The organism is Xenorhabdus hominickii (assembly GCF_002632725.1).
Classification (GTDB): domain Bacteria; phylum Pseudomonadota; class Gammaproteobacteria; order Enterobacterales; family Enterobacteriaceae; genus Xenorhabdus; species Xenorhabdus hominickii.
The window spans coordinates 1-19757 of record NZ_NJAI01000009.1 but is presented as its reverse complement, the minus strand read 5'-3'; the positions used below and the strand labels follow the sequence as shown (position 1 = coordinate 19757).

Sequence of the window (19757 nt, the reverse complement as noted above, 5' to 3'; positions counted from 1 at the left end):
ATTAAAATAGAAAAAAATTTTATGTCATATAGATATGACACAAATGACCACTATAAGAAGCACAATAACGGGTCTGTGATATTCAATGGAGAAACAATAGTTACGGCGTCACACTGCAATCAGGTTGCATAAAAAACCACTATAAGGAGCACCTACTCTTTACAGTGGTCATTTCTATTTAAGATTTTGATTTTCTTATTTTTTCAATTAATTCTAATTCTTCTCTGGTTAATTCAGCCAAAACAGTATCACCCTGTTTTACACTCCCTTTAGTAGTCTTCGCTTTCTTAACGGTTTTAACAGGCTTTGTTTTGTTTAGTTTTGGCGCTCTTTCATGAATCATGAAATAAGCTACCTTGCCCTTTTTAATTTCCGTGAAATCTAAATAACCTATCTCACGTAGCTGATCCATTGCTCGGCGAACTGTTGCGTTTTGTGTATTCACACGGGATTTAAGATTTAACCTTGCTCTGAGCCTCGCCATTGATACCGGAGCCGGATTACAAGGCAAACTCTCAATGAACGTATAAAGTGCCTGAGCGCTCTCTTTACGGGATAATTCGGTTATTGCTCGGAGTTGCAAAAGCACCTTATGGTCAAACTGGTATAGCTCAAATATCTCAGGATCAGCTTTTATCGTAACGGTGTCCGCTTCGGTATCGTAGAAAGCTGATTGAACGAGGTGAGTGTGATACGCTTTTGTATCGTTGGTGAACGATAACGTAGTAGAAACAATACGCCGCAAAGATTCATCAAGTCGCTCTCTAAGGCGTTTTGATGAACGTGTTGAGGAAATGCCACACAGTTTAACGAAATCAACAAACTTGAGTGTTACTTTGTCGCCAATTACCTTGTGTTTAGCAAACGAATGAATAATTCCTACCCATGTTTTGAAGTCATTATCCATATCAAGTCGTTCGCCAGTTATCTTGATATTGTTGTACCCCTCGGACTTGGCAAGGCTTAACTGCTTCAATTCTTCGGTAGCGTCCATCGAAGACATGAGGTTTCTCTTACTGCGATTTGTAGATTTCAGTGTGGGCACAAATAGCCCTAGCCGCATGAGAGCAACTGGCTGGACAGTGTTATTCGTGTTAGGCATCAATGTGATTAACTCGCCTGTATCTTTCCTAACTTCCGAAAAGGCTGGTATTAACTCTCCGTTTATTAAGGAATTTTCGGACAAGATGAATCCCCTTTTATTCACTTTCTAAGGTCAGTTTACTCATTATAGTGGTTTATTATTGCTGTCCATAGCGGTTATGTCACTCTCCATAGTGGTTTATTTTCTCTCCACAGTGGTCTTTGTGCTGTTTACAGTGGTCATAATATTATTTAACTAACTGATATTATGAATAAAATATAAAAAGAGTTATTTATGTACTTTTTAAACACTCTTTGGATCTTATTATTGGATCTGTCCTATTAATATGTCGAAAAGTTACCAGTGGATAAAATATTGCCCGTACTTTCTATAGTGGTCGCTATTACTCACCGCACTGGACTGTTTACTCTTTACAGTGGTCACTATTGCTTATCATAGCGGTCAATTTACTCTTTACAGTGGTCACTAATAGCGTTCTAGGCCTTTACTGACGCTTCCTACCAAGATCGGGGATCTATTGGATCTTAATATGGATCTCTTTGGTACTTATTATGGGATCTGTCCTGTTAATAACAAAAATAACTTACCTATCGAGTATTCTTTTACGCCTAACTTAATGATAAATAATATTATCCATACAAGAATATTATAGGAAAAGCTATGAATATCGGTGATGAAATTGTCGCATGTTTTGGTGTTAAATTGCATGAAGGTCAAAAATGTATTGCAATTTACGGAGTTGGTATTTACTTAGGCGAGCTAATGCCAACAGAACAACACCCATTACACCCTAAAGAACGCTTTGGATGGCCTCGCGCAACCTATGATTCAAATTAGTGATTCTATGATTACTGAATAGCAATCGCCATTTTATACTTTTGAAGAATTTGAACACATTGTTGCCAACAATCTCGACAAAAAGGTAAAACAGTTCCCCATCACCATAAAAATACCTGATAATAAATAAAAACAGGCAGATCAGCACAAGCTAAATAAATTCAGATATTATTTGCCTACAACATTAAGACAAATAAGGCAAATTCCATGAATAACAACCCTAACAAACAGAAACATAAGAGGGTCAGACGCTTGGAAACAGGCGTCTACACTATTGAGCCTGATTCACTACTCACCCGTAACGACCATCTATGCCAAATTTGTGCAATCATTTCCAACTGCCCCGTACAACGTGCGCTAAAACTTACTGAGGGTCACGCAGAAGCGATTATAAGAACCTGTGCTAGATTCGTGCCATCAATCTCCTTTCGTGCTCCCTACGTAGGTTTAGAATCTTCTGTGTTCAATACGCTAAGAGCAGGTACAACTTGGCAAAACAGGTTGATCAAAGGCAAAGTTATTGCACTAACGGATTCTAAAACTGGCGAAATCCTAAGATTCGGGCAAATTCGTAGTGTTATTAGCGGTGATATTGAAAAGATGCTGGATATACATTCTAAATTCAATCACCTAGCTATGGGCGGCAAATCCGCTGAGGAAGTCAGAGAGGTCATTAAAAAATCCTATGGTCACTTTCTAACAAAAGACTCAAAGCTCACCGCTATCTACATCGAAAAAGTTAGTCATTCACTTATTGATAAGATAGACAAAAAGCTAGGAAACACCCCAAAAGAACTCGATTCAAACGTAATTAATCTATCTTGGCATCGTAATCTGTAACCATTTTAAATGGCGTTTATTACAATGAACGCCTTATGTTTTTTCTTTCTCACCTTTCTGTTTCTGATATTATCTTTAAAGTTAAGTAAATACATACTTATTTAAAGGTAAAATGGAAATGAAAAAAGCACTATACGGCTTAATATCTGACACGCATTACCACACTTGGGATGCCTTTGCTTCAACAGCTCATGATGGTATGAACTCTCGCCTTAAAATTCAACTTGATGCTACGTGGGAAGCCGCCGTTGCCGCCAAAGAAGCAGGAGCAAAAGCCTTGTTCCATGCTGGTGATGTATTTCACGTTCGAGGCTCCATTGCACCGACCGTTCTGCACTTCACCTCTGAACTTTATAACAAGATCATAAACATGCTTGAATTGCCGATTTATATCCTCGCTGGCAATCATGATCTTGAAACCAACGATTCTGTGTTTTCGGCTAACGCATCGGCTTCATTCACCAAAATTGGTGCTGAAATTGTTTGTTCCAAAACGCCGAAGACGTTCCTTATTGATGATGTTCGGATTCACATGATTAGCTGGTATAGCGATCACAAAGCATTACTGAACACAGTTAAAGAGTTAGCGAAAACATTGGATCTGACTGTTCCTAATGACCTAATCATTCACACTTCAATTAATAAATCGATCCCCGGTATGCCAGATGTAGGCATGGAAGCAGAAGAATTCGAGGCTTTAGGGTTCCGCTACGTTCTATCAGGTCATTATCACAACCATAAAGAAGTTATTCCCGGTGTTATCTCCATAGGCGCACTAACGCATCAGAATTGGGGAGATGTAGGGACGACGGCCGGTTATATGTTGGTTAACGAAGATGGCTCATATAGTCAAAACTCAACAAAAGCTCCTGTGTTTTTAGAGTTAAATTCTGATCTGACCGAAGACATGGTAAAAGGCAACTACGTCCGTATTCGTGCTGTAATCAAAGACGATGAAGAAGGAAAAAAGCTGGAAGAAATGGCAAAGCTGTTAGGCGCAGGTGGTGTTTCTCGCAACTTCACTAAAGAGTCTTCACTTGTCGGGGCTACAGCCGCAACGGCAAGTACAGCCAAAATTGACAGCTTAAAAGAGTCAGTCGGCAATTACTGCGTGTTAATGGGGAAATCCGATCCTGAGATTGATATATCAAAACTAACAGCGACTTGTGAAGACGTACTGTCTCAAGCTGAGGGCAAAGAATAATGAAATTTATAAGTATGACAATTGAGAATTTTATGCGTATTGCCGAAGCTAAAGTTGAACTCAATGACCGTGGATTAATTTTGATTCAGGGTAAAAATACTGACGACACCTCAGCGAACAGTAACGGTTCTGGCAAATCTACATTGATGAACGCCTTGTGTTGGGGCGTGTATGGCGAAACAGCCAACGGAATTAAAGCCGATGATGTTCTGAGCACTGGCTATGAGAAAAACTGCCGTGTATTAATTGTAGTTGAAGATGAGGACGGTAAGCGTTATTCCATCATTCGCCACCGAGCGCACTCTACAAATAAAAATCGTTTGATGGTATCAAGCGAAGATGGCGACCTAACAAAAGGCACAGACAAGCTGACGCAGGAATTTATCGAAAAGTTGATCGGCGCATCAAAAGAGGTTTTCCTAGCCTCAATTTATGCCAGTCAAGAAAATATGCCCGATTTACCAGGCATGACAGATAAGAACCTGAAAGCCATCGTTGAAGAAGCGGCTGGCGTTAACCGTTTAACGGTTTCGTATGATATTGCTCGTGACCGACATAATGCGAAGTTAGCAGAGCGTGACGGTGTTGATGGCAAAATCACAGTTGCGGATCGTGCTTTTATCAGCGCATTAGAGACAGCCGAAGAAACTGACTTGTCTGCCGTCAAATGGGAAAGTCAGAGAAAAACTCGAGTCGATGAGGCTAAAAAGAGTTTTGAGTACGCCGATATAGTCATGAACGAGTTGGTGTTCAGCAACAGAGACATGTCAACCGTTGAATCCATTGACGAACAAATCAACGCAATTCGCATTGAAATTGCTGGTGTTACCGAACATGACCGTAAAATTCATGATTTAGAAGCCGCTATTTCAAGAGCCAAATCAAGCCTGACCATCAAAAGCAACGAAACTGAACGGCTGAAAACGAAAGCCAAGCGGTCAATGAAGAATGCCGAAGCTGTATCAGCTAAAGTAGGCGTTCCATGTTCTGAATGTGGCAAGCCTTACTGCGAAAGCGATTTGGAAACCATTAAGAAAGGTCACATTGATAAGGCAAAGGTGGATATCACTAAGATCACCACTGAACTTACACCAGAAATTCAGGCCATCTCTGAGCAAATCACCAAAGCAGAAACCAGTCTTGCTGCGTTGAAAACCGCACGGCCTAGCATTGATGCACAAGTTGAGCGTATCTCTGTACTGCAAAAACAACGCACCAGTATTGAACGGTCGCTATCAGAAGAGCGAGCGGCTGTGAAAGCATGTGAGTCTGAAAAAGCAAAATTAACAACGATTGAAGCGGAAATAAATCCATTTACCGGACTCATTGAAAAGACTCGAAAAGAAGCCTTGCTCCTAAAAGATAATTTAAAAAGTTTAAAGGAAGTTAAGATCGTTTTAGACGGTGAATGCATGTTATTAGAAAATGCTCGGAAAGTTTTTTCACCAGCCGGTGTCCGTAGCCATATTCTTTCTAATGTGACCCCATATCTTAATTCAAGAACGGCGGAATATCTCAATACACTATCTGACGGAACAATTGAAGCTGTTTGGTCTACGATGGAAACCACGAAAAAAGGTGAAGTTAAAGATAAGTTTAACATTGCGGTATCGAAGTCTGGCGCATCAAAAACCTTTGCTGGATTATCTGGCGGTGAAAAGCGCAAAGTGCGTATTGCGACCGCATTGGCATTGCAGGATCTCGTTGCCAGCCGTGCCACCAAAAACATTCAACTGTTTATCGGTGATGAAATTGACGACGCGCTGGATGTTGCTGGTTTAGAACGCTTAATGGCGATCCTTGAAGTGAAAGCCCGTGAACGTGGAACGGTGATGATTATTTCACACAAAGAAATGAAATCATGGTTTAGGGAGACAATTACGGTTGAATCCAAAAAAGGTCGCTCTTATGTCAGTTAAATTTAACTTTGAAACGGCCTTTGCTTCGGCAATAGCCATCGCTGATTCAATCAACCTTACTCGTATTTATACAACTCAGACAATATCGACGACACCGACTGTTTCGTTTGATATGTCCAATGGTGTTAATAATGAGATTATTGATTTAGCCAAAACTTTTTTAAAAAATGATCCGACTGGCTGTTTCAAACTTACGTCTCAAAAATGGTATGAGTGCAAGCCGAAACTTAAAGACTTAATTTCTTTTTCATCAATTGAAAAGGTTGATGAATGGCTTTCGATGAAAATGTTAGAAGGTATAGAGCATGATGATTTGCTGATCTGCTTTAGCCGCATTCATTCTAAACTGGATGGCAAAAGCGAATATATCATTATGCCAACCGTTATCAATTCAGCCGACTTTCGTTTACTGGAAGATCGCCGAATTATTTATGGGGAAATTAACCACTTGGACTTAGCCTGTGCGCTGAACCTAAGTTCAGATTATCACTCAGCTATTTTTAAGCTCATAGATAAGCTGCAAAGGCTCGGTTATGAGTTTGGTAAGGGGTTAGCGTCTTTTATTCAGAAAAAACGCTCTCTATGCGTTTCAGAGAGTATTTACGGGATGGTTTGTGGCGATCTCTATTTCAAAACCAAAGTTGAGTTTAAAGACAAAGAAATCGGGGAGGATTTGAATCTAGTAGCGTCTGTTTCACGGTATTACATGCAATCTGCCGATTTTGATTCTTTGATGGTGGAAGTTGGTTCTCCAAGCGAGCCGAAAGTTGTTTTGCCGATGGCTGGCAACGTGCCTTCTGAGATAGTGGATAAAAGATTAATTGTTGTTAACGGTAATTCATTCAATTTTGGTTCATTTTAATTAACAACACAAAGGTAACACAATGAATAAAACCATCAAAATAGCGGGACTCGATCCATCAATGAGCAATTTTGGTATCGTTTTCGGTGAATTAGATATCACCACAAACACGGTCGTTAAAATTGAGCGTATGGAACTGGCGCAAACATCGGCTAGCAACACAAAGAAATCCGTCCGTGTTAACAGCGACGATCTACGCCGTGCTAATGAGATTTGGAAAAAGGCGAAGCCAATTATCGATCAGGCTCAGTTAATATTCTGCGAGTTGCCAGTGGGCAGCCAATCAAGCAGAGCGCAAACCTCTTATGGCATTTGCATTGGTGTTCTGGCGTGTATCGATAAGCCATTAATTCAAGTCACGCCAATTGAGATCAAGAAATTTGTTGCCGATAAGAAAACGACCTCCAAAGAGGAAATTATCGAGTGGGCGACAGCCAAGCACCCCGAAGCCCCGTGGATAACTCGTAAAGAAAAAGGCGAAGTGAAGTTTGCGAATAAAAACGAACACTTAGCAGATGCTGTAGCCGCTATCTATACCGGCATGGAAACCGACCAGTACCGTCAAGTTGCCTCAGTGCTTTCCTCTTTAATGTAACTCCATATATAGAACACTTATAAATCAACCGCACAATATATTGTTTTGTGCGGTTGATAATAGGTAATCACTTACTTATTATTATGCCAATTTAAACCTAGTAACGGATTTTTTAAATGACCTTACTCGTAACAAAACGTGACGGAACACAAGTACCTTTTAATGCTGAAAAGTTTAATCGTGTAGCAGAATACGGTACTCATGGGATTGACGGTGTTAGCGCATCAGCGATTGCAATGAAAGTGCATATCAGTGCACAGAATGGCGTTAAAACAACAGATATTCATTCGCTAATGGTTAAAGCTGCGGCTGATTTGATTTCAGTAGAATCACCGAATTACAGCAAAGTAGCTGCTCGTTTAAATGTTGGCTTGATCCGCAAAGAAGCCTTTGGTAGTTACGAATATCCTGACCTGCTTGAGCATATTCAGCGTATCGTTGGCATTAAAAAATATGATAGTGGTTTGCTTACTAAATACACGACTAAAGAAATAAAAGAGCTTGGGAAATATCTCAAAACAGAACGTGACGACTTATTCGGCTATGCGGCAACTGTTCAACTACGTGGCAAATATCTTGTTCAGAATCGTGTTACTGGTCAGCTTTATGAAGCCCCTCAACACGTTTATCTGTTATCCGCAATGTGCTTTTTTCAGAACTGGAATAAAGACACCCGTTTGCAGATGGTGAAGGACTTTTATGACGCAACCTCAACGTTCAAACTTTCACTGCCAACGCCAATCATGGCGGGGGTTCGTACACCAACTCGTCAATTCAGTTCCTGTGTTGTGATTGAGTGTGGTGATAGCTTGGATTCAATCAATGCGACATCCAGCGCAATTGTTAAATATGTTTCCCAACGTGCCGGTATCGGTATGGGCTTCGGGCGTATTCGTGCTCTTGGCAGTGAAATTCGCGGCGGTGAAGCGAACCACACTGGGGTAATTCCATTTCTTAAATTGTTCCAAGCGGCGGTTAAGTCCTGTTCTCAGGGCGGTGTTCGTGGTGGTGCGGCAACGGCATTCTATGCGTTATGGCACCGTGAAGCAGAAAGCCTGCTGGTACTGAAAAACAATCGAGGTGTTGAAGAGAACCGTGTTCGTCACATGGATTACGGTGTGATGATTAATGGCTATCTGTATAAACGTTTGATTGACGGCAAGAACATTACGTTGTTTAGCCCTAATGATATTCCCGGTCTTTATGAGGCGTTCTTTGCTGACCAAGCTGAGTTTGCCCGTTTATATGAAGCGGCGGAAGCGAACGATAGCATTCAGAAAATCAGTGTGCCGGCAGTGGATTTGTTCTCATCTCTGATGCAAGAACGAGCATCTACTGGTCGTATTTATATTGCCAATGTGGATCACATGAACACGCACGGGGCATTTAATCCACTGGTTGCGCCTGTTCACCAATCAAATCTGTGCATGGAAATCGCATTGCCGACTAAGCCATTGGAATATGCGGACGATCCTAACGGTGAAATCTCACTGTGTACTCTATCAGCATTTAACTTAGGCGCAATCGACAATATCAATGAGCTTGAACACCTGTCTTATCTGCTTGTCGCCGCTCTTGATGCGCTGCTGGATTATCAGAACTATCCCCTGAAAGCGGCAGAACGTTCTACAAAAGGTCGTCGTAGTTTAGGTGTTGGCGTGACTAACTTTGCTTATTACCTTGCGAAGAATGGATTTAAGTATTCAGACACAGCAGGCGATCAGTTTGTTCACGACACCTTTGAGGCGTTCCAATACTATCTGCTTAAAGCCTCTAATCGTTTGGCAAAAGAATATGGCGCATGTTCCCTGTTTGGTGATACTCGATATGCTAATGGTGAACTCCCTATCGACCACTATCGCCAGCAATTAGATAAGTCATGCGTTGGTGTCACAGAACCCCTGAAAATGGATTGGGAAGCATTACGTGCGGATATTAAAGCGCATGGACTCCGTAACTCTACCCTGTCTGCTTTGATGCCATGCGAAACATCTAGTCAGATTACCAACAGTACAAACGGTATTGAGCCACCTCGTGGAGCGGTCTCCGTGAAGATGAGTAAAGAGGGGGCTGTGAAGATGGTTGTGCCTGAATATGAAGTACTAAAAGACCAGTACGAGTATTTGTGGCATATGGGAGGCAATAAAGGCTATTTGACTAAAGTGGCGATCATGCAGAAGTTTGTTGACCAGTCTATCTCGGCAAACACCAACTACGATCCTGACATATTCCCTAACGGCCGTGTCCCGATGAACGTGCTGTTGCAAGATCTGCTTCTCGCTTACTCAATGGGCGTTAAGACGCTGTATTACCACAATACTCGTGACCGTTCTGGTGAAGAAGACGAGAAAGAAACGCCAACTGCTCCGGCAGGCGACGACTGCGGTGATTCTTGCAAGATTTAATCACTCAACATCATCAATTAAAGGTGGGCTTTGGCTCACCTTTTTATTCGCATTGAATCCCTATTTGGCTGCCCCACAATGGCAGCGGAATGTTAATTTTAAAGGAAAAAGTATGTCCGGCTATTCCACTTTCCGACAAGCTAAAAATGATGCAACCAAAGAGCCTATGTTTTTTGGTTTGAGCGTGAATATCGCTCGTTATGATCAGCAGAAATACCGTTTATTTGAAAAAGCGATTGAACGTCAGTTAAGCTTCTTCTGGCGACCTGAGGAAGTTGACGTAACTAAAGACCGCATCGATTACAACAAAATGCCTGAGCATGAGCGTCATGTCTTCTTGTCGAACCTGAAATATCAAACGCTGCTTGACTCTGTTCAAGGACGTGCGCCGAATATTGCATTTCTGCCTATCTGCTCTATTCCTGAATTAGAAACATGGATTGAAACATGGTCTTTCTCTGAGACGATCCACAGCCGCAGTTATACGCATATTATCCGCAATCTGGTTAATGACCCTGACACTATCTTTGACGGCATTGTTGAGGATGAAGTGATTCTGGCTCGTGCAGCTTCTGTTTCTGAAGAATATGACCGTCTAATTAAGATGTTCGTGGCTCGTGAATATCTTGGTGTCAAAGCGTTTGAAGAAAAGCACGGTGATTCAGCTATTCAAGAACAGGTTTTCCGTACACTGGTATCGGTTAATGCACTTGAGGCGATTCGCTTTTATGTCAGCTTTGCTTGTACGTTTGCTTTCGGTGAGCGTGGAATTATGGAAGCCAATGCTAAGATCATGAAGTTTATCGCTCGTGATGAGGCTCTGCATTGTCATGTTACCCAAGAAATGATCAAGCTAATGTATACCGGTCGTGAGGGTGATTTTTGGAAAAAAATCTCAGAAAGAAATCGCCCGTTTGTAATTGGCACAATGAAAGCGGTCGCTGAACAAGAAATGGCATGGGCGGATTATCTGTTTAAAGACGGTTCAATGATTGGCTTGAATGCGGATATGCTGAAACAGTATGTAAAACACCGTACTAATATCTCTATGAGACGTATGGGGTTTGACCTGATATTTCCCGAAGTGAAAAGCGATCCGCTGCCGTGGATGAATAGCTGGTTATTATCTGACAATGTTCAAGTTGCCCCGCAAGAAGCCGAGAAGTCTGATTATCTTACCGGTCAGATTGACTCTCAAGTCAGTGCCAGTGCTTTTTCAGGGTTTGAGATTTAATAGAAAGCAGTTTGTTAATGAGTGGCAGCCTATGTCACTCTTTTATTATTATCAATATATAAACAAGATATATTATTAAACTAGGAAAATAACTTAATGAAAGACAATAGCCAAACAATCAGTTTGAAAGCGACTAGCCAACCAGTACTACTTGTTAATGCGCATATCAATGAGCTGTACGAAATGGTCAAAGAGTTTCATCAGGTGTTTGGCCACTCGATTGACAGCACTGAAATCACTCCGGCAATGTTACGTTTACGAGCAAATTTGATCCGTGAAGAAGCGGATGAGGGGTTAAAGGCTATTGATGAAAGCGACTATACGGAAGTTTTCGATGCGGTTGGCGATACAGTTTATGTACTTTCGGGTACTTTGGTTATGATCGCAAACTCAATGAGTCATGCTCTTTCTTTCGACCACATAGCCGCAGGTTCGATGTATAAAACTGTAATAGCTGATTTCACCGCAAGTTTCTTCGATGATCTGAAAGCAGGATTTAACCTTTCCATTGCAACGGCAGAGTACCTTGAAGAAATAGCTAACTGTTTAGAATCAAAGAAAGGCATTGCAGCTTGCGAAACACTGTCTTCTCTACCCTATTATATTTCAGATTGTCTGGCTTTGTTTAATCATGCGTTGGATGCGAACAACCAGTCATTGCCTGAACTTACGCAGGTTATCCACGAATCTAATATGTCAAAACTTTGGTCTTCTGATGCCGAAGAACGTAAGCGTCAGGTTGAGAATTGCAAATACGATCCTGCTGACTTGGCATTCCGTCCTTGTCTAACTCGTGATGGTGTGATCGGTTATCGTATTTCAGACGACAAAATCCTTAAATCACCAAGTTACACCCCTGTTGATTTGTCTAAGTTTGCGGATAAATGGGATTATTAATATAAAAATAAGTATTGATAAGTATTTAAATACCTAATATTATTCTCTCGCCTTATTTTTTATTAATACTTTGATTGAATGGTGTTATCAGATTTTTTTATAGCGTGCCTTTGACGGCGCGCTTTTTTTTTGTTTACTGCTGCATTTTCTTATATAGAATATAATAAGTAAACACTTAACTAAGGTGATCATTTAAAATGAATTTTCCAGAACAAGAATCACTAACCTCCATGAGCAATCTGCCTTTAGGTAATGACGAGTCATTCCGCAGTGTCGTTGAGATGGTAGCATCAGATGGTTTTGACTCAAGCCATAACAGAACGGGTGTATCAACGACGGGCTTGTGTTTTATCTCTAGCTTTTATCGTCTTGATGGCGGCATTGTGCCAATGATCTCTGGTAAAGCTGTGAATAAAAAGCCGCTTATTGTTGAGCTTGAGTGGTATTTGAGAGGAGAGACTAATATCAAATTCCTGAGCAATAACGGCGTGAAGATTTGGGATCAGTGGGCTGATGAAAATGGCGACCTAGGACCCGTTTATGGCAAGCAATGGCGTAAATGGCGTGACACCCGTGTCGTGACTTCTGAGCAATACGAACTGATTAAAGATCGTGGCTATACTATCGAGGGGACGCTAACAGACGGACGTTTGGCTATTACCCGTGAAATCGACCAGTTGCAGCGCATCGTAGACAATTTACGCCACGATCCAGAAAACCGCCGCAGTATTATGTCAGCGTGGAATGTTGGCGAACTGGAAGACATGAATCTGCCACCTTGCCACTTTGCTTTCGGGGTTTGGAGTCGTGGTCTTGATCCTGTTAATCGCCTGACAATGGCATTCCATATCGGCATAAACCATATCGACCATGACATTGATTCAAAATATGCGAACTTTGCGTTAGCTATTAAGCCTGTCATGGAGAATAACAACGACAATTATGACCGCTTCATGAGCGGACTGACTCATGAATGGCTGGATCACCACCAAATCCCTCGCCGTGTTCTTAACACAGGCATGGTACAGCGTAGCGTTGACGTTTTTGTCGGTATGCCGTTTAACATTGCAGGCTATGGCATTCTTACGCATTATTTGGCTCACATCACCGATCACATGGCTGGCAATTTCACTCACTTCGGTTTTGACGTTCACTTATATAACAACCACGAAGACGGTGTTGCCAAATATCTCGAACGGGAAGATATCTCTGAAAGCAACCCTACTGTTTCATTTCCTGAATCATGGAAAGAGCTGTCAGATTTTAATTGGCAGGGAATCGAAATTCACGGTTATAAGTCTCATCCGTGGATCAAAGTTCCTGTTGCGAAATAAGGACGTTAACACATGCAACCACTGGTTATTTGTACCCTTGATGGGGTGCTTTCCGACAACACTGATCGTCTTCATTTAATGAAAGATGGCAGTGTTATTGAATACCACGAGAGACATAGCCGTGATGAGGCGATTATTTCGTCTATCCGTATGCTCAAGGGTTTTCAGCGTACCGGCTGTGACATTGTTATTGTTGACGACCGCCCCATAGAGTATCAGGAGGAAACCGAAGCGTGGCTGAAAGAGTACGGTGTTTTCTTTGATTACCTCTATCTGCCAAAACCTAAAGAAGCTGGACGAGCATTTAAAATGAAAGCGATCAGAGAACACCTCAAAGAGAACGGCGGTCAGATCTTAGCGGTGATTTGTCATGAGCGTCAAGATGAACACGATTTCAGAAACCATCCTCACCGCCCCGTTGTTTATTCTGTATCGAGAGGCGCAGTGTGATTTCTATTATTGCTGCTGTTGCTAAAAACAATGGTATCGGGGTTAATAATTCTTTGCCGTGGCATTGCGCTCGTGACTTAAAGCTATTCAAGCAAAAAACACTAGATGAGATTGTCGTCATGGGTCGTAAGACGGCTGAAAGTTTAGGTAAGCCATTGCCGGGTCGTCTTAACTTCGTGTTGTCTCGAAACCCTGACCATGTTCCGGCTGGCTTTTCTATTATCCGTGATATTGGCGAAGTGGTCGCTTTGGCAAATTTCCATTCGGTTTACATCATCGGTGGAGCGGAAATTTATCGTCAATTTATTGACGTTGCTAACCGAGCTTTCATTTCTCACATTGAAATCGATGCACCAAACACTGATACCTTTTTCCCAATGGACGAACTGGAAGCCTCGTTTAATCGTCGCATGACGCTTAATTATTACGACGCGCTGGAAAACGAGCCAGCTTTTGATCATGTTATGTATTGGAAAGAAGACTATGAGTAAACCTATTTTCCAGCTTGGACTTACCGGGGCGCAAGGCACGGGCAAAACAACACTTGCTAAAAACTTTTCTGAGTGTACCGGCATTCGCTACTTCGATGCCGACGTGCGTGGAATTTTAAAACGTAACGGCTTTGATTGTCGGGCTTCAATGTCGCCATTCGAACGCTTCAAGATGCAAGAAGTGATCGCTAAAGAGTTATTTAACAGTTATCCCGATGATAACTTTGTGACGGATAGAACGCCTGTTGATGTGGTGTCTTATGCGTTGGCTTATGTACCGCCTGATTTGGTCGAAGGCTCTGAGTTGGAGAATGAAATTTCACTTGCTCTGTTTGATCTCATTTCTAAGGCGAGAAAGACACTGGCTGAAAAATTCTCGCATGTTGTTTTGGTTAGGAGCGGTTTTGCGACAAACGGCAAAGATGCGGAGCGATTAGATCGTGGCTCAATGAGCTTAGCTTATCGCTTAAAGATTGAAAGTCTGATGGAGGGTGAGCTTTTCCGTTTCGCTAACTTCCCAAGTATGGAGGGCATTGAGTGGCGTTGTATACCGAGAGACATGACTGACCTTAGAAAGCGACAAAAATCTCTATTCGGGCTTTACGAAAAGTCCTTTGATTCATTTGGCTACACAACAGATACCGCTCATTAATCCTTTTATGCCTGTGTGGTTAGTTAAAAATGGACTAATCACACAACGGAGATTTAAAAATGTCAGATATGGTTGACTATGAAGAATATGGCACAGAAGTCGAGCTGATTGATTTACGTGACGAAATTGACCGCAAGGCACTCATTGCAATTGAAAATGTGGTTGAGCGTTTAGAGAAACGTTTGATTACTCGCCGTGAGGCTCTGATCGGTATTAATGCAATTTTTGATTCTATTCAAGGCTTGGTGAGTTCTGAAATTAGTGAAACGTTAAATACGGTTCTTACTGAGATCCAAAAGTCAGAAAAGACAGACATGTTCCCTATAGTGTTTGCACACAAAGGAACGGTGGTGATCTTGAAACTGGATTTATTTAGTCTCACTCTCACAACGCTGATGGTCACAGGCTCAGGACAGAAAATAGAAAAAACTGAGACTTTAGAAAACGAACCTGATGCTCTCAAGGTAGCAATTTCTAAGGCTATGACGTTCAGTAAAAATGGAGCGATAAGACTATGATGATTGCCGTTGGACTTGACCTTGAAACAACAGGTTTAGACTACAAAGACGGGCATCGTATTATTGAAATTGCTTTGTGCGCCCGTAATATGACAACTGGTGCGACTATCAAAGATTTGGTATTACGCTTTAATCCTCGCCGTGAAATTTCAGTCAAAGCGTATGAGGTTCATGGCATTAAGTTGTCTGATCTCGTTACAGAGCCGTTATTTTCGGCTAAAAGCTCTATGATAGCCAGTATATTAAACAACGCTGCGGTAGTTGTGGCGCATAACGGCTTGGGATTTGATAAGCCTTTCATGGAACATGAAATGGCGTTAAGCGGCGTGAAACTAAGGCAGGATCTGATTTGGCTTGACACCATGCTTCATGGCTTATGGGCGACACAAGACGGAAAACGCCCTACGCTGCGAGAATTAGCATTCTCGCTAGGTTTTGAGTATGACGAAGAAAAGGCACACGGTGCTTTGTATGATACGCAATTGATGATGGATTGCTTTTTTTCCGCACGTAAGCGTTACGGTCTATTCCAATTGCCTAATGAAGAAGAAATTACAGCAGACGGTTGGGACGATGCAAGAGCTGAATTGTCTAGTGTGGCGGGGTGTTTTTAATGATAAACGAACGTTTAATTTTTACGGAAACTGAGTTGAGCGAATTTAATGATCTTATGATTAATTCTTTCCTCGCACAAAAACTTAATTTGCCTTTGAGCGGAAACGCTCGAATCTGGTTTGCCGGCGAAGTTGATGTTCAGCTTAAAGACGGTACTAAATTTGATTTTAACGATCCCAATATTGCATTACCGTTAATCGTAAAAAACAAAATAAACATTGATCACCGTGAGTCGATAAAGGTGGGTGCGTTGGCAAGCTTGTCTGGCTTTCAGCATATATCTGCGGTTGATAAAGCTCCTGTAAGGGCAGCAATGAAAGTGCTGCTCATGATGGATCGTATCGAGCTTTAATATCAAAGGCTGGTTGATTTTCTTCCAGCCTTTCCTTATAGCCTGTTTAATAAACTTCCTCGCCTATCCCATTCAGTCATAATCATTTCATCAAGCAAATACGCAATTTAAAAAGTAAAGGAAAAAGCAAATGACTATGACTACCGAAGTATCTGTAACCGAATCCAACACAATGACTTTAGAAGCTATGTTGTCAGCCCTTGACGCTTCAACGCAAGCAACTTCACCTGTTATTGAGCCAAATCCTGCCGAAACTGAATTGTCTGGTTTAAGCGAGCTTGAACTGATGGCGGCTGAATTAGAAAAGATTGGCGGCGATAGTCTGGAATATATCCGAAATGCTGGTGTTGTTGAATTAACACCTGTTCTGGTGGTTGGGTCTGAACCTGTTCTCGAATCGGTAGAAGTCGTCTCTGTTGAGGAATCGGTGTTGGATGCAGTCTTGATGGAATTGTCTGCAACGGTCGATCCAAAAGCGGGAGCTGTTGAAGCAGAAGCCCCCGAATTGATTGATCCACCTGCCAAAGAAGCGAAGAAGGTAAAAAAAGCGAAGAAAGAGTCGGTTCGACCACGTTTTCAGCTAATTGATTTAACCAATGAGGACTGTGAAAAACTTGGTCTGGTTAAAGAGACAATGATTGAAGCTATTGCTAAATGCCCATTGAAAGCGCAAGACAAGGCACTGAATATTGCTCAGTGGGCGTTGCGTAGCAATGAGCTATCGGTTTATACGCAATTAGGCATTGAGTGTTTGATCAAGAATGGAACGGCTACTTCCGAATCATTCCGCCTGTACATGATGAGCAACCCATCCAATCCTTATCCAACGGGCACTGCTGGCACACAGGCGGGTCAATTAATGGCAGTTTTTCCAGCTATGGGGATGGCAACTCGTGACGGTCGCACTGTTACGCTTAGTCCTGAAAGTCCTTTGGTAAAGCTATTCCAAACACAATCGGGTGAATAACGTCAGAACGCATCAAGGGGGCGTATTGTCTTGAAGCAATACGTTTCCTTATTGTTTTGATTAAATCGTCTCAGAATCGCATACAGACAACTTCTCGAAGATACCATTCAGTGCTTGCAGATAGAATTATGTGATATAAAATTAATGCTTTAAATAGGTATTCTTTTACTTATGATAATGACTAAAACAGGCAGTAGACTAAAACGGGATAAATCACTAAAGGACTTTTGGCGAACACCTCAATGGACCGTAAAGGCAACACAGATCGCTTTATCCATAGAATTCAATGTTGATGTCGCCTGCAACAAAGATAATGCGTTGTTCCCGCAGTTTATCGGTGCAGAGAAAGATGCTCTGAAATGCAGTTGGGGAGAATCTGGTACTAAGGCATTCCTTAATCCGCCTTACTCCAAGATTGAGCCGTGGATTGATGCCGCTATTCGAGAACAAAGTTATGGTGTAACTACAGTAATGCTAATCCCGCAGTCTATTGATACAAAGTGGTATCTGAAAGCCAGAAAGTTTGCCAACGAAGTCGTACTAATTATCGGTGGGCGAATTGCTTTTCTTGAGCCTGATGTGAATTTAGGCTTCAAGGAAAGTAGAGAGAACACAGGCGGTAGTATGCTGGTAGTTTTTCGTGGACATTCCGGCGATGTTGGTTGCGTTGTTCGAGAAATACCTATCACTGTCATGAAAGAAATCGGTGGTTATGTTCCGCCAGTGAGAGCAAAACGTACTGCCAAAACTAAACCTAAAAAAGAGTACCGGAGCTTAGTTTAACAACCTTACTCCCACATATATAAATTTATTAAATTTTTACTAAGAGTTTTTAAAGAAATTAATATAAATATATTGGGAGCAAGGCATTGGAAAAACATTGCGGAAATGATGATATCTGCGGAGATAAAATAATGTCAGAACCTGTTAATGTAATTGCTTTCGTTGAAACTGATTTCACCGCCCATGTCCGTGAACGGCTTCAAGACAAGGGGCGGTCTTTTGAACTGGCGGAGTGGGCGTTTCGCTGTATCCAATCTGGCGAGAACAAAGAAGAAATGCTGCAAATGGTTGGCGTTTTGGTTAATGAGGTGTTTTTTCAACGGAAAATTATTGCTGATATGGAGAATTGTGTAAGAAACAAATGAATGGAAGCGCCGTTTGAAGTTTGAGTGGGCGTACTAACCGATATAAGATCAAACTTAAATCGTCAGGATATCGTTTGGTTTATGAAGTAAATGATAATAAAGTGGTACTTCTTGTCATCACTGTTGGTAAACGTGCCGGTGATGAGATTTATAAATTAGCAGACAAACGATAAGCGAGTCTGAAAATCAATCTGAAGCGCTAACTAAATGGCGCTTCATTTTCTAACGGCAATAAAAGTCTAATGACCTTATGGTGGCATAGGATTACGGAGCTTCCCGTTTAAGGGTTTCCAAACCTTTCATACCAACATGAAGAATCTATCTTAAAATACGGGCGTCAAATATGCAGAACCTCATTTAGGAGAGGTCGTCCCCGGCATCCATGCAGCTTTTACGATAAATCGTAGTGTATGGTCTTGATTGATCCGAAAGGTAACATGGATCTTTTCAAGGACACTGGCTTTATAGCATGGGTAGTTATTAGATCGCTGCCACCTTAAACCTGCTTTATCCTCGGTCAAAAAGTCATTCGTCCGTAAGTTTCCGCCTTTGTCGTTGGTCTTGAGCGTAATTTGTTTGTTTTCAGGGGAGGAAACGCTACCACCTAACCATCATCACCACTTACTGAATAATAGGCGGTATTTATTCAGTCGTTGGGTGATTACCAACGGTTGAGAATGATAAATACATATTTAAATGTAATCAATAAGTGAATACGTACAATTTGGGCGTTAGCTTATAAATAGACCGATAAAGTCTTTTTACTAAACTGGTAAAGTAGATTGTGCTATGTATAACCAATGAAATCATTTGGAGGTTGCTATGAGTGTAACAATCAAAAAATGGGTTAATAGTCAGGGCATTATAATTCCAGTAAATATTCTGAAAAAAATTGGTCAAGTTATGGACTTGACTGTAGATGAAGGGAAGATTGTTTTGTCCCCTAGTAAAAGAAAAGCTATTTATTCAGAAAGTTATTTACTTTCCAATTTAAATGAGCATACCGCTCATTCCTATGAGATCGCAAGTGTTTCCAGCACAGAGTTATATGAATGAGGTTGTAAGCCGGACAATGGCATTCGGTTAAATCCTTATCGGCGCATCAAAAGAATTCCATCGTGTTCTGGGTTTCATCGATTTCCGTGGGTAGTGCCTCTCTGGTCTTACCCGTTGTATCATTCTTGCCATAAGTGCATGAAGCGTGTAATAAAATGATTTTAAATGCTTTTTTAGCTTACCTTGTATTAGTAGAGGGAGATGTTTGACGACAAAAAACAAACAGTTTTTTGAATTCAGCTTCTGTTTTTTATCCAGGCTCTCCTTGTTATCGAC

22 protein-coding genes and 1 pseudogene are annotated in these 19757 nt (G+C 41.5%); 21 read left to right on the top strand and 2 right to left on the bottom strand.

The genetic code is table 11. From position 1 onward, the window contains the following. Positions 1-178 precede the first annotated feature (178 nt). Positions 179-1186 (bottom strand): RepB family plasmid replication initiator protein, encoded by a 1008-nt coding sequence (locus Xhom_RS21930; RefSeq protein ID WP_099139859.1) that lies wholly within the window; start codon positions 1184-1186, stop codon positions 179-181. A 579-nt stretch (positions 1187-1765) separates the two neighbouring features. On the opposite strand from Xhom_RS21930, the gene Xhom_RS31535 reads away from it, so the two are divergent. From Xhom_RS31535 to Xhom_RS34660, 21 genes and pseudogenes are all read left to right on the top strand, one after another. Further along, on the top strand, positions 1766-1942 hold the full coding sequence (locus tag Xhom_RS31535; protein ID WP_169928512.1) for a hypothetical protein: 177 nt from the start codon (positions 1766-1768) through the stop codon (positions 1940-1942). A 207-nt stretch (positions 1943-2149) separates the two neighbouring features. Beyond that, on the top strand, positions 2150-2782 hold the full coding sequence (locus Xhom_RS21925; RefSeq protein ID WP_099139858.1) for a hypothetical protein: 633 nt from the start codon (positions 2150-2152) through the stop codon (positions 2780-2782). Positions 2783-2900: 118 nt separating this feature from the next. Then, on the top strand, positions 2901-3986 hold the full coding sequence (locus Xhom_RS21920; RefSeq protein ID WP_099139857.1) for a metallophosphoesterase family protein: 1086 nt from the start codon (positions 2901-2903) through the stop codon (positions 3984-3986). 32 nt (positions 3987-4018) lie between these two features. Continuing rightward, positions 4019-5905, top strand: a complete 1887-nt coding sequence (locus Xhom_RS21915; protein WP_420855273.1) for an AAA family ATPase — start codon at positions 4019-4021, stop codon at positions 5903-5905. Next, the gene (locus Xhom_RS21910) at positions 5895-6767 is read left to right on the top strand and encodes a hypothetical protein (protein WP_099139855.1); all 873 of its coding nucleotides are present in this window, start codon (positions 5895-5897) and stop codon (positions 6765-6767) included. The genes Xhom_RS21915 and Xhom_RS21910 overlap by 11 nt, the downstream gene beginning before the upstream one ends. Before the next feature lie 22 nt (positions 6768-6789). Next, positions 6790-7362 (top strand): RuvC family protein, encoded by a 573-nt coding sequence (locus Xhom_RS21905; RefSeq protein WP_099139854.1) that lies wholly within the window; start codon positions 6790-6792, stop codon positions 7360-7362. Positions 7363-7478: 116 nt separating this feature from the next. Beyond that, positions 7479-9767 carry a class 1a ribonucleoside-diphosphate reductase subunit alpha gene (nrdA, locus tag Xhom_RS21900; RefSeq protein WP_099139853.1) on the top strand — a complete coding sequence of 763 codons (2289 nt, stop codon included), beginning with the start codon at positions 7479-7481 and terminating at the stop codon, positions 9765-9767. A gap of 112 nt (positions 9768-9879) precedes the next feature. Further along, complete coding sequence (gene nrdB, locus Xhom_RS21895; RefSeq protein WP_099139941.1) at positions 9880-11001, top strand: class Ia ribonucleoside-diphosphate reductase subunit beta; 1122 nt, start codon at positions 9880-9882, stop codon at positions 10999-11001. A 96-nt stretch (positions 11002-11097) separates the two neighbouring features. Continuing rightward, positions 11098-11898 (top strand): nucleoside triphosphate pyrophosphohydrolase family protein, encoded by an 801-nt coding sequence (locus Xhom_RS21890; RefSeq protein WP_099139852.1) that lies wholly within the window; start codon positions 11098-11100, stop codon positions 11896-11898. Between the two features lie 230 nt (positions 11899-12128). After that, a complete protein-coding gene (locus tag Xhom_RS21885) occupies positions 12129-13232 on the top strand; it encodes a thymidylate synthase (protein ID WP_099139940.1) in 1104 nt (367 codons plus the stop codon). A gap of 12 nt (positions 13233-13244) precedes the next feature. Beyond that, entirely contained in the window at positions 13245-13682 is a 438-nt protein-coding gene (locus Xhom_RS21880) for an HAD family hydrolase (RefSeq protein WP_099139851.1), read from the top strand. After that, positions 13679-14173 carry a dihydrofolate reductase gene (locus Xhom_RS21875; protein ID WP_169928510.1) on the top strand — a complete coding sequence of 165 codons (495 nt, stop codon included), beginning with the start codon at positions 13679-13681 and terminating at the stop codon, positions 14171-14173. Before Xhom_RS21880 ends, Xhom_RS21875 begins: the two co-directional genes overlap by 4 nt. Then, positions 14166-14825 (top strand): AAA family ATPase, encoded by a 660-nt coding sequence (locus tag Xhom_RS21870; RefSeq protein WP_169928508.1) that lies wholly within the window; start codon positions 14166-14168, stop codon positions 14823-14825. The genes Xhom_RS21875 and Xhom_RS21870 overlap by 8 nt, the downstream gene beginning before the upstream one ends. A gap of 59 nt (positions 14826-14884) precedes the next feature. Beyond that, entirely contained in the window at positions 14885-15343 is a 459-nt protein-coding gene (locus Xhom_RS21865) for a hypothetical protein (protein WP_099139848.1), read from the top strand. Next, entirely contained in the window at positions 15343-15957 is a 615-nt protein-coding gene (locus Xhom_RS21860) for a 3'-5' exonuclease (RefSeq protein ID WP_099139939.1), read from the top strand. The genes Xhom_RS21865 and Xhom_RS21860 overlap by 1 nt, the downstream gene beginning before the upstream one ends. Then, positions 15957-16310, top strand: coding sequence for a hypothetical protein (locus tag Xhom_RS21855; RefSeq protein ID WP_099139847.1), 354 nt, complete (start codon positions 15957-15959; stop codon positions 16308-16310). The genes Xhom_RS21860 and Xhom_RS21855 overlap by 1 nt, the downstream gene beginning before the upstream one ends. A 130-nt stretch (positions 16311-16440) precedes the next feature. Beyond that, positions 16441-17277, top strand: coding sequence for a hypothetical protein (locus Xhom_RS21850; RefSeq protein WP_099139846.1), 837 nt, complete (start codon positions 16441-16443; stop codon positions 17275-17277). 171 nt (positions 17278-17448) lie between these two features. Further along, positions 17449-18060 carry a DNA N-6-adenine-methyltransferase gene (locus tag Xhom_RS21845; RefSeq protein ID WP_099139845.1) on the top strand — a complete coding sequence of 204 codons (612 nt, stop codon included), beginning with the start codon at positions 17449-17451 and terminating at the stop codon, positions 18058-18060. 131 nt (positions 18061-18191) lie between these two features. Then, a complete protein-coding gene (locus tag Xhom_RS21840; protein ID WP_099139844.1) occupies positions 18192-18425 on the top strand; it encodes a hypothetical protein in 234 nt (77 codons plus the stop codon). A 20-nt stretch (positions 18426-18445) separates the two neighbouring features. After that, positions 18446-18598: pseudogene (locus tag Xhom_RS21835) on the top strand (type II toxin-antitoxin system RelE family toxin); the annotation flags it as partial. 649 nt (positions 18599-19247) lie between these two features. Next, on the top strand, positions 19248-19481 hold the full coding sequence (locus Xhom_RS34660) for an AbrB/MazE/SpoVT family DNA-binding domain-containing protein (protein ID WP_211287902.1): 234 nt from the start codon (positions 19248-19250) through the stop codon (positions 19479-19481). 27 nt (positions 19482-19508) lie between these two features. Here Xhom_RS34660 and Xhom_RS34655 read toward each other — a convergent pair. Further along, a partial coding sequence (locus Xhom_RS34655; RefSeq protein WP_211287901.1) for a hypothetical protein occupies positions 19509-19757 on the bottom strand: 249 nt, incomplete at its 5' end.